Source organism: Veillonella sp. KGMB01456 (assembly GCF_023051165.1).
GTDB lineage: Bacteria > Bacillota > Negativicutes > Veillonellales > Veillonellaceae > Veillonella_A.
Map to the genome: position 1 here is coordinate 18413 of NZ_JALKIG010000028.1, position 11271 is coordinate 29683.

Consider the following 11271-nt stretch of genomic DNA (forward strand, 5'->3'; position numbering starts at 1 on the left):
GTTAATCAAATCCTGTTAATTATACTACCATTGTGATGTCGCCGTCCACCACATTTGCTTTAATAACCGAACCTTCAGGGGCATCACCTTTTAAGATTAAGTCGGAAATAGGGTCTTCAACCAAACGCTGAATAGCACGTTTCAATGGACGCGCACCATACGCAAAGTCGGAACCTTCTTTAACCAAAACGTCAAGAGCTTCAGGGGATACTTCCAAAGTAAGATTACGTTCAGCCAAACGTTTTGTTACATCTTTAAGCAAGATGTTAACAATTTTACCTAAATCTTCACCGGTCAATGGATGGAATACAACCATTTCATCGATACGGTTCAAGAATTCAGGGCGGAAATGACGTTTAACGGCATCCAACGTGTTTTTCTTGGCTTCCGCAAAGGAGCTTTCGGCGTTCTTCTTAGCATCTTCTTTATTCTTGGCAGCTAAGAAGCCCATAGCGGCGCTATCTTCTTTTAAGAAGTTGGAGCCTAAGTTACTCGTCATGATAATAACCGTATTACGGAAATCAACCGTACGACCTTGGTTATCAGTCAAACGACCGTCGTCTAATACCTGCAATAAGATGTTGAAGAAGTCCGGATGAGCTTTTTCAACTTCGTCAAACAAGATGACACTGTAAGGTTTACGACGTACGGCATCGGTCAACTGACCACCTTCATCATAGCCCACATAGCCCGGAGGCGCCCCGACTAAACGAGATACGGTGTGTTTTTCCATATATTCGGACATATCCAGACGAATCATGGCATTTTCATCACCGAAGAGGTTAGCTGCCAAGGCACGAGCCAATTCTGTTTTGCCGACACCGGTAGGGCCTAAGAATAAGAACGAACCGATAGGACGTTTCGGATCTTTAAGGCCCGCACGAGCACGACGTACGGCTTTAGAAACAGCTACTACAGCTTCATCCTGACCGACAACTCGTTCATGAAGTTCGTCTTCCAAACGAAGCAGACGCTGCGATTCTTCTTCAGCAATTTTCGCAACCGGTACCCCACTCCATTGAGAAACAACGGCAGCGATATCATCTTCGGTAACAACAAGTTTTTCTTCGTCTTCTTTGCTGCGAGCTTGTTGTTTAGCTTCGATTTCATCAACCAATTTCTTTTCTTCATCACGAAGTTTGGCTGCTTCTTCGTAGTTTTGTCCGGTTACGGCTGCTTCTTTTTCTTTACGAACATCGGCCAGACGAGTTTCCAAATCTTTCACATCAGGTGGCGCTGTAAATACTTTCATACGTACTTTAGAGGCTGCTTCATCCATTACGTCGATAGCTTTATCCGGCAAGAAACGGTCGGAAATGTAACGACTGGATAATTCAACGGCAGCTTTTAAAGCTTCGTCGGTAATCTTAGCTTTGTGGAACGCTTCGTAGCGGTCACGCAAGCCTTTCAAAATTTCAAGAGCTTCTTCTTCACTTGGTTCACCGACCAATACAGGTTGGAAACGACGTTCCAAAGCGGCATCTTTTTCGATGTGTTTCTTATATTCATCGAGGGTCGTAGCACCGATTACTTGGAACGTACCACGAGCCAAGGCCGGTTTCAAAATGTTAGCTGCATCCATGGAGCCTTCGGAAGCACCGGCACCAATCAAAGTATGAAGTTCATCGATGAAAATAATCATATCATCGTGTTTCTGTACTTCGTCGATAGCTTTTTTCAAACGTTCTTCGAATTCACCACGGTATTTAGCACCGGCAACCATAGCTGTTAAACTTAAGGAAATAATACGTTTATTACGTAAAATTTCAGGTACGTTCTGCGTTACAATACGCTGTGCCAAGCCTTCGGCAATGGCTGTTTTACCGACACCAGGTTCACCGATAAGTACCGGGTTATTCTTTGTGCGACGGCTTAAAATCTGAATTACACGGTTAATTTCATTATCACGGCCGATAACCGGGTCAATCTTGCCTTGTTTTGCCAATTCATTCAAATCGGTGGCAAAATCTTTTAAATCACCCAAATTACTGTTGCCGCCGGCACCATTCGCACCGTTGCCGGATCCGCCTTCAGCACCGTTTTGTTCGGAGCCGTAAATACTGTTAATAGCTTTGACAACGTCATTAGCACGAATGCCCATACCATAGAGGACATTGACAGCTACCCCGCCGCCATCTTGCAAAATACCGAGCAATAAGTGTTCGGCACCAACATAGTTATGCTGCATTTGGTTGGCAATTTCCACGGCCAATTGCAATACACGTTTGGTACGCGGCGTAATATACAATTCATTACCATGGCTGTTACCGCGGCCTACCGCATCCAACACAGCTTTTTCCGTAGCTTTATCTTCCAAGCCCAAAGAATGGAGCGCTTTAGATGCTACGCTGTCATCTTCTTCCAATAAGCCAAGGAGCAAATGTTCCGTACCCACATAGTCGTGGCCGAACTTCTTAGCTTTCTCCTGCGCAATGCCTAAAGCACGTTGCGCACCGTCTGTAAAACGTTCAAACATATAATCACCTCATATCTTAGCGGGCTAATCTATCACGAACAACTTTAGCGCGATAACTGTCGCGTTCCGGAGCTGTCATCGATTCTTTCCCGGCATATTTACTTAAAAAGTTAGGTCTTGTAGTTACCACGAGCTCACTGAACACATCAGCGGAATGTTGTGGCAACACGCCCATATCCATACCTAATTGAACATCACTCAAAAGACTCAGCGCTTCTTCGCCGGATAAGCGCCGTGCGTATTGCAAAGTACCAAACGCACGCCATACACGGTCTTCAAACGCTTCAAAGTCGTTACTTTTAATGGCCTCACGAGCCTTCACTTCTTCTTGAACTAATTTTTCAATTACTTTCTGAATTTGTTGAATTGTGTCTTCTTCACTAATCCCCATCGTTACTTGGTTGGAAATCTGATAAATATTACCTAATGCCTGCGAACCTTCGCCATAGAGACCACGAACCGAATAGCCAAGCTGCGTAATATTACGAACCAAACGGTTAATCCGACCCGTCATGGCTAATGCAGGCAAGTGTAACATTACGGAAGCGCGAAGCCCCGTCCCCACATTAGTCGGACAAGCGGTTAAATAGCCGTACCGTTCGCTAAACGCATAGTCACATTTGCTTTCGATGGCATCATCGATAAGAAATGCATGTTCCAGCGCTTCTTTAAGCTTAAGGCCCGGTTCCATAGCCTGGATACGAATATGATCTTCTTCGTTGACCATGATGGCCACAGACGCGTCATTGGCAACAATTAAGCTGCGATACATCGCTTTTTGTCCCATTTGCGGACTCATCAAATGCTTTTCAACAAGAATTTCACGTTCCGTATCAGATAATTTATCTAAACTAATATTGGAATAATCGCGACCATCGGCGGCTTTTAAAGTGCCAAGCACACCGCGCATCATGGTGTCGACCTTTTTCAGCGACTCTTCGTTATTCCGATTAGTAAATTGCAATCCTTTGAAGTTACGAGCCAACCGAATGCGGCTGGACAATACGATATGCGAATCCATCTTGCCTAAAGGATCACTGCTTTTCAGCCAACCGCTAAGCGGTTCATCTAAAATTTTATCTAACATAATTGTCCCTCCTATTTGTCGGTGTTACCCAAGGATTGTTCCAGCGATTTAATTTCATCACGCAAGCGAACGGCTTCTTCAAACTGTTCCGCTTTAACCGCTTTATCAAGTTCCTGACCCAACCGTTTAATTTGATGTTTTGTTTTGAAAACGCCCGTACCGCGACTCGGTACACGGCCTTCATAATTTAACGAACCTTGTAAACGTCTTACCAAAGGTGCAATCTGTACTTCAAACGCTTCATAGCAATGATCGCATCCGAATTTACCGGTTTGATTAAAATCACTGAATGTCATACCGCATTGACTGCAACGCGTTTCCTGGCGAGGATTCAATAAGCTGTCAGGATATAATGAATTGGTAAAGAAGTCATTAGTAAAGAAATCATTGTCCCATAAGGATGGGCCGAAGTTCATAAAACCTTGACCGCCGAAATCTTCGCCCTGCTGTTTAGCACAGGCATTACATAAATGACGTTCACTTTTCTTACCGTTAACCACCCGAGTCATATGGACAGTGGCTTCATTTTTTTTACAATTATCACATAACATAACGCATCATACCTCCTTCACCATGGAGACTACTTGTTCAAACAAACGACGAACTTTTGCTTCCCGCGTTTTGCGATCCGGTTCTTCCATCAAGATGGCGAACGCTTCATGTAAAAGAGCTGCCTCTCGTTTACGTAAGAACTTCTGCTGCATCAATTCAAACAACGAATTATCTATCATACCCATGGTCAATGGTTTGTCAGTGGCTGTTTCTTCATTGGTATCTTGTTTAGGCGCTTCTAACAGTGCTTTCACCGGAATACGAGTGATGCTGATAAAACCACCCAGACCACGTCTCGATTCTACGATAAATCCGCGGTCGTTGGAAAAACGGGTGCTTAAGACATAACTGATTTGCGACGGCGCACAATTGAGCTCATCAGCTAATTCGTTACGGCGTAACACAATACCGTCTTCTCTATTTGCCTGCTCTTCCAATAATTTAGCTAAAATAAACTTTTCAATTCGATCCGCTAAAATTCCCATACATCATCTCTCCAAACTTTATATCTATTAATACACTCTGCATCATATAATACCTTCATTCTGTTTATGATTCGGTCGACTTTCGGCTAACTTTTAGTTCAACTTATTTCGTCTCACCTTTTAATCTTTTTACCTTTTGTTCTTTTGACCTTGTCTATATAATAGTTGACTTTTTGACTTTTGTCAAGCTAAAAAGTCAAAAAAATATAAAAAATTTGACTTTTTATTTTAATCAGTATTTATAAGGCTTTTTAAGCCATCAGACTAAGCTGTATTTTTACCTTTTAGTGAAAAATTACAAAAGTCAAACAACGCTACTTGTTAAAAAGACAAAGAAAATCCGAATACAAAAAAGACGCTCCGAAGAGCGTCTCTTTTAGCTTACTTAAGCATGTGTAATTTTTTATCAGTTAAAACTATTGATATTAGACTAAGTCAGATTGTACTCACAATCAACTTAGAATTATTGACGATTACCCAAACGAGAGTCAACAAACAACTGGCTGGCACGGCTGTCACCGGCAAATTTGAATTCATCAACCAAGTCACGAGCGCTGGCTTCTTCTTCAACCTGTTCATTAATGAACCAGTTCAAGAAGTTAACAGTTGCATAGTCTTCTTCTTTGATAGCTAATGCATAAATTTCGTTAATTTTACCGGTAATAACTTGTTCATGGTTGTAAACCATTTCAGCTACTTTCAATGGATCGCTAACTTCAACGGCCTGAGCTTTGATGTCACCCAAAGTAGTTGTTTCGTTACGAGTTTCTAAATAGTCAATAAATTTGAATGCATGATCCATTTCTTCTTGGTACTGTAAACGCAACCAAGCGGAGAAACCTTTAAAACGTGCATCAGCCATTGACAAGGATAATGCTAAATATAAATATGCGGAATTAAATTCAAAAATAACTTGTTCGTTTAATGCTTTTGCGATTTTTTTGTTCATGGTAAACTCACCTGAAGCCTTTCTTCTCAATTAATTTTTTAATTAATGTTACACCACGCAGAAATTTACATGCTGTAATGGAGCCGTGATTCACATCACTAAGCTTGATTAATTCTTTAAAAGTATTTATTATCACTTACAACTTCATTATAGCACATCGATAATCATAAATCTACCCTTGTTTTTCAAACAACGACCATATAATAATTCTAATAATTCATATGTTGAATTACTAAAACAGCTACCACCGTTATCAACAAAGGTTTCCTTACTCTATCATCTTCTTCCTTGTTATTTGTTCTATTTACTTCGTTGCTCTTAACAACTCTGTAATCATTACTCTATGCCTGCTACATTAAAACAAGATGAAGATTTAGTGAACTTTTAGATTTAAATGAGATTCTTTTTTAGTAAAATAAAAGGAGCCCACCTCGGGGCCCCTAATACAAGGAATTATGTTATAAACTTTGAATCTACCAATTAATGGGCTGCACCTTTTAGGTTTAATAATATTACCCCGATTACAATGAGTGCGATACCAATTACAGCTGTCATAGAAAGCTCTTCTTTCCAAATATATACACCGATAAGGGCTGTTAACGCAGTCCCGATACCTGACCAAATGGCATAGGCAATGCTGAGGGGAATCAAATTTAATGCCTTGGACAACACATAAAATGAGGAACTCATACCCACTACAAATACGACGGATGGAATCAACTTAGTGAATCCCATAGATAGCTTTAACATGGATGTCGAAAAAATCTCCAATAAAATAGCTGCACCTAAAAATAAATAACCAATCATTTAGTAACCTCCTTAGCACCTTCGGCAAATGCCGAAGTAAATTGTTCCATACAAGCTAACATTAAAGCGACTTTTTCGTCGCCCATTTTTTGCAAAGCATAAAACTCAACCGCTTGTAACTTCTCCATAACGGGCCTATACGTCGCGAGCCCCTTAGCGGTTAGTGCCATATACTTCTCACGATTATCTTCAGTACCGGCCGTATACGTAATAAGACCGGTTTGCTCAAAACCTTTACAAATCGTCGATACGGTCTGCTTTGGCAAGGCCCATTCCGAGCAAATTTCACGCTGTGTAGCCTTTTCACCGTAAAAAATAGTCATAATCACAGCTAACTTATTGTAGCTAAGACCTTCTTGTTTAGCCCAATCAGCATATAATTCCACTATGCGACCAAAATAGCAACCAAGTGCTTGTATTTGTTGCTTGCGTAATTGTTCCAAAATAATACCTACCGGTTATTAAAAAACTATATTCCATATTTGCCAACTATAATATAAACCAAAAAGTCCTAATTCAGACTTAACTACAATAGTTATTATAGTACGAATTAGGACTTTTGTAAAGGTCTGATTTAGGACTTTTTTTATTTTTTATTTTTATTTAACTATAATCTGGCAACTACGCATCGTTTCCAAAGCCGCTTCATGTTTCTCAGGCGTTACCCCGGCACAGCTATCAGCCCATACCGTAATCGGCACATTCGGCAAAAAAGCTTTTAACAAAATGGCATTGGATACGACGCAAATATCGGTACAAAGACCAACGAGTTCAATAGAATCGATTTCTTCTTCCTCATTCAAATATTGCAAATCTTCCGCCAATTCAACCGAACCAAATTGATTTTTGCAATATACTTTTTCCGGATCAATCGGCGCTGCATTTATAATCTCAGGAGCTAGTTGCCAACCTTCCGTGCCTTCTTGGCAATGCAATACCGGTAAGTTCTGCCCTTCCTGTTCATTTAAATACGCTTCATCATGCGTATCCATGGTATAGAAAACATCGCCATCAAACTCGGCAATCTTAGCTGCCACTTTAGGTACAATCGCTTGCGCTTCAGCCGTCCCCAACGAACCGGTAATAAAATCATTTTGCATATCCACAACGATTAAAATATTCTTGCCCATGATAATCAGCTCCTCACTTTATAAATACATACTATTCGACTTCTTTTTCCAACATTTCACGAAGAACTTTTTCAAATTCTTCAATTGGCAGTGCCCCCGGTAATGCTACTTTATCGTTTACTACAAAGAACGGCACGGAGTTAATGCCATAACGAGCAGCTAACGCTTCTTCCTCACGAACCTCATTAGCATACATATCCGAATCTAACACAGCTTTTACTTCGTCTTCAACCAAGCCGGCTTCTTTGGCTTTTGACATTAATACAGCATGGTCTGCCAACACTTCATGTTTTACAAAATACGCCTCATACAATAATTCAGTCAAAACTTCGGCTACATCATTGCCTTTTGCCTGAGCTAACTTCGTAATACGATGCGCATCAAAGGTATTTGAAGGTTTTGCCAAATCGTATCTGAAATCGATACCGAGAGCCTGCCCCATCATATTTACGCCATTAATTCTATCAGCTGCATCTTCCATCGTTAAACCGTATTTTGATGCAAGACGCTCAGTAGCAGTCCCTTCCACTACTGTAGGTGCACTCGGATCCAGTTCAAATGCCTTCATTGTTACTGTAAACGTTTCATCTTTTTCTTTATTTATTTTCTCAATGGCAGCCTCTAAATGCTTGCGTCCAATGAAACAAAACGGGCAAGCATAATCTGACCAATATATAATTTCCATAAAAATTCCTTTCTTAACTGTATCTATTTTTTAACTGTAATTAAGCAATTGTAATTAATTATAACATTCTATAACCCTAATTATAGAATAATGATTTTAGTTACTCTATTTCCATCATGCACAAATCGTATTCCGGCTACATTATCAGTCATGGGCATGAATCTACCATAAAACCAGCTATCTTTATCTTGAGAAACTGTATCTGGTTGGCCATATAAAGAATAAACCTTCTCCAAGGTATCTCCTACGGCCACTCCACGAGCTGTCACTGCATCACGATTTGACACAGTAATCATGTACATTTCTTCACTCCCCATAAAATTACTAAAGTAAATCCCACCATAGGTTACAGCTGATATTCTATTGCCAATATAATCAATTTTATCAGGTTTACCCAGACTTTTAATAATACTTTCAAAGGAAGAACCTAAGCTTACACCGGCAATAACTTTCTCTTCTTTAGAAATCATTGTTCCATAAAGTCGCCCCGGTTTGACATTATCATATTTCCCCGTCATATTAATCAAAGAACTCTTTACCTTACTCTTTGCCGGCATCTTTTGACTTGAATCTTGTTGAGCAACTACGGCTGCCTCTACATGTGAAAAATTAGTGTCAACCACAAGATTTATCCCACTTATCCCCAAAAATACACTAACACCAACAAGAACTGAAACTATCTTTTTCATAATAATCCCCTTTCCCCAATAAACAGTAGTAATCGCTAATTATGCTAATAAAAAAGTAACATAATAACTTCCCTCTTATCGATTTCGACATATCTCAATTAAACTCCTTTTTACAAATCATTATTTGAATTATACATTAACCGCCAAAAACCTCCCCATAAACTATGAGGAGGTTTTAATCAGATTATCAAGCCATATGTGCCTCTATAATATTGTTATATATCTACGCTCTGCTACGCCACGTCAAAAGCAAGGCGGAATTAATAATAACTAATACGGAGCCCGCGTTATGTACCAACGCACCCGTTACCGGTGTTAAAATGCCCGGGAAGGACAAACCGATGGCCGTAAAGTTTAGAATCATGGCAAACACCAAATTCCACTTAATGGTGCTCATCATGCGTTTAGACAAGGCCATAAGATGAGGCAATTCTTTAATTTCATCATCAACGAGGGCAATATCGGCCGCATCAACCGCAATATCACTGCCTACGCCACTCATAGCAATACCTACCTGTGCTTTTTTAAGAGCCGGCGCATCATTAATACCATCACCAATCATACAAATAGATTGATTTTCATGAGATTCAATGTAGTTTAACTTGTCTTCCGGCAAACAATTCGCACGAATACTGCGGATGCCCAATTGAGAGCCGATAGTGTAGGCCGCACTTTCATTATCGCCGGTCAAGAGAACCGTCTCAACACCGATACGATTTAGTTTATCAATAACTGCCTGGCTTTCGCTACGCACCGTATCAGCCAATACCAAGTAACCTACCAAATATTGACCAACTGCCACATAAACAATGGTGCCGCCTTGATCAAGATAGCTAGCGCCGCTTGTTTTCACAGAAGATGCAATTTCAATACCCGCTTCCGCCATCATGCGTTCATTACCGGCAACGATTAACTGGCTTGCAATTTTACCGGAAACGCCACGACCCGGTAGCATTTTAAATTCAGTAACAGGCAATATATCCGTTTTAGAACCTTCTTTAAACGACTTAACAATAGCTTTGCCCAACGGATGCTCCGATAACGCTTCCAAGCTGGCTGCCAAACGATAGACCGAATCACTGGTACAACCCACCGGAGAATCAATCAGTTCAACCGCAATGACCTTAAGCATACCGAACGTTAACGTACCGGTTTTGTCAAAGGTAACAGTCTTCACGTTAGCTAACCGTTCCAGCGCATCCCCTTCACGCACCAAGAAGCCATGTTTAGTGGCATTTCCGATAGCCGCCATGATGGCCGTCGGCGTAGCCAATACCAAGGCACAAGGGCAAAATACAACGAGTATAGTAACGGCGCGCAGGATTTCACCGGTCACGGCCCAAGTGCCGATAGCGGAAAGTAAAGCAATCACTACAACCCAAGTAGCCCAACGATCCGCAAGGCCTACAATCTTCGCTTTGCCTGCATCAGCGGACTGAACCAAGCGAATCATACGTTGAATAGAGCTGTCTTCACCAACCTTTACGGCACGCATATCAAAGCTGCCAAACTGATTCACCGTACCGCTGGACACCATATCACCTACCGTTTTATCCACCGGTAAAGATTCCCCGGTAAGTACGGCCTGGTTAATCGAAGTTTCACCGGCGATAATTTCACCATCCACCGGAATCGTTTCACCCGGTAACACGCGCAAAATATCGCCCACTTGGACTTCATCAGCTTTAACAAATTGAGCCCCACTAGCCGTTAAAACACGTGCCTCTTGAGGTGTTAAATTAACGAGCTTTTCAATACCGGCTCTTGCTTTAGCTACCGTAATATCTTCAAGGAGCGCACCAATTTGCATAATAAACGCCACTTCGGCAGCCGCAAAAATTTCACCGGTCGCCACAGCCGCGATCAAGGCCAAGGATACCAACACATCAGCTTTTATATCAAACTCAGTTACAAGGCCGATAATGGCTTCTATAATAATCGGCAAGCCGCAAAGGATAATCGCCACCCAAGCAATATCAAACGGTAGCGGCTGATAATCAAACAAGCTGGCTAATACAGCTAAGCCGGATAATACCAAAAACGCTATATCTTTTTTAATACCGCCTAATTCCAATAAATACTCTAATTTGCTAAATACATTGGTTTCCAACTTTCGTATAGCCGTTTCCATGATAAACCTCCTGTTTGACTGATGATACCGATATGATAATAATGAAATATAAACGAACATATCATAATATATAAGCAAGTATTCATATGTTGTTGCTTATAATGCCCACATAGGCAGACTCTTTATGCGCTACCTATATGGGCTTATTTTCGAACTTTTATACCTATAGGGGTATAAGTTATTACACTTGCATTATACCTATAGGGGTATAGGTTATCAATAAGAAAATCATAACCACCCGTAGAACGGGTGGTTTGCTCTGACCCTATAAGGGTCTTTC

At 40.9% G+C, this 11271-nt stretch carries 11 protein-coding genes; all 11 read right to left on the bottom strand.

The window, feature by feature from the left end; genetic code table 11:
- Positions 1-19: 19 nt before the first annotated feature.
- On the bottom strand, positions 20-2476 hold the full coding sequence (locus MXE28_RS08290) for an ATP-dependent Clp protease ATP-binding subunit (RefSeq protein WP_247240030.1): 2457 nt from the start codon (positions 2474-2476) through the stop codon (positions 20-22).
- A gap of 16 nt (positions 2477-2492) precedes the next feature.
- Positions 2493-3563, bottom strand: a complete 1071-nt coding sequence (locus MXE28_RS08295; protein WP_021842454.1) for a protein arginine kinase — start codon at positions 3561-3563, stop codon at positions 2493-2495.
- 11 nt (positions 3564-3574) lie between these two features.
- On the bottom strand, positions 3575-4114 hold the full coding sequence (locus MXE28_RS08300; RefSeq protein WP_247240031.1) for a UvrB/UvrC motif-containing protein: 540 nt from the start codon (positions 4112-4114) through the stop codon (positions 3575-3577).
- Between the two features lie 6 nt (positions 4115-4120).
- The gene (locus MXE28_RS08305; protein ID WP_021842456.1) at positions 4121-4600 is read right to left on the bottom strand and encodes a CtsR family transcriptional regulator; all 480 of its coding nucleotides are present in this window, start codon (positions 4598-4600) and stop codon (positions 4121-4123) included.
- A gap of 463 nt (positions 4601-5063) precedes the next feature.
- Complete coding sequence (locus tag MXE28_RS08310) at positions 5064-5549, bottom strand: ferritin (protein WP_021842457.1); 486 nt, start codon at positions 5547-5549, stop codon at positions 5064-5066.
- A gap of 480 nt (positions 5550-6029) precedes the next feature.
- Complete coding sequence (locus MXE28_RS08315) at positions 6030-6356, bottom strand: multidrug efflux SMR transporter (RefSeq protein ID WP_021842458.1); 327 nt, start codon at positions 6354-6356, stop codon at positions 6030-6032.
- Positions 6353-6799, bottom strand: coding sequence for a MarR family winged helix-turn-helix transcriptional regulator (locus tag MXE28_RS08320; protein ID WP_247240032.1), 447 nt, complete (start codon positions 6797-6799; stop codon positions 6353-6355). The genes MXE28_RS08315 and MXE28_RS08320 overlap by 4 nt, the downstream gene beginning before the upstream one ends.
- A gap of 156 nt (positions 6800-6955) precedes the next feature.
- Positions 6956-7486, bottom strand: coding sequence for an isochorismatase family cysteine hydrolase (locus MXE28_RS08325; protein ID WP_021842460.1), 531 nt, complete (start codon positions 7484-7486; stop codon positions 6956-6958).
- Positions 7487-7517: 31 nt separating this feature from the next.
- Positions 7518-8171 carry a DsbA family oxidoreductase gene (locus tag MXE28_RS08330; RefSeq protein WP_021842461.1) on the bottom strand — a complete coding sequence of 218 codons (654 nt, stop codon included), beginning with the start codon at positions 8169-8171 and terminating at the stop codon, positions 7518-7520.
- A gap of 80 nt (positions 8172-8251) precedes the next feature.
- A complete protein-coding gene (locus MXE28_RS08335; RefSeq protein ID WP_021842462.1) occupies positions 8252-8860 on the bottom strand; it encodes a hypothetical protein in 609 nt (202 codons plus the stop codon).
- A gap of 223 nt (positions 8861-9083) precedes the next feature.
- Complete coding sequence (locus MXE28_RS08340; RefSeq protein WP_156705781.1) at positions 9084-10991, bottom strand: cation-translocating P-type ATPase; 1908 nt, start codon at positions 10989-10991, stop codon at positions 9084-9086.
- Between the last annotated feature and the right edge of the window lie 280 nt (positions 10992-11271).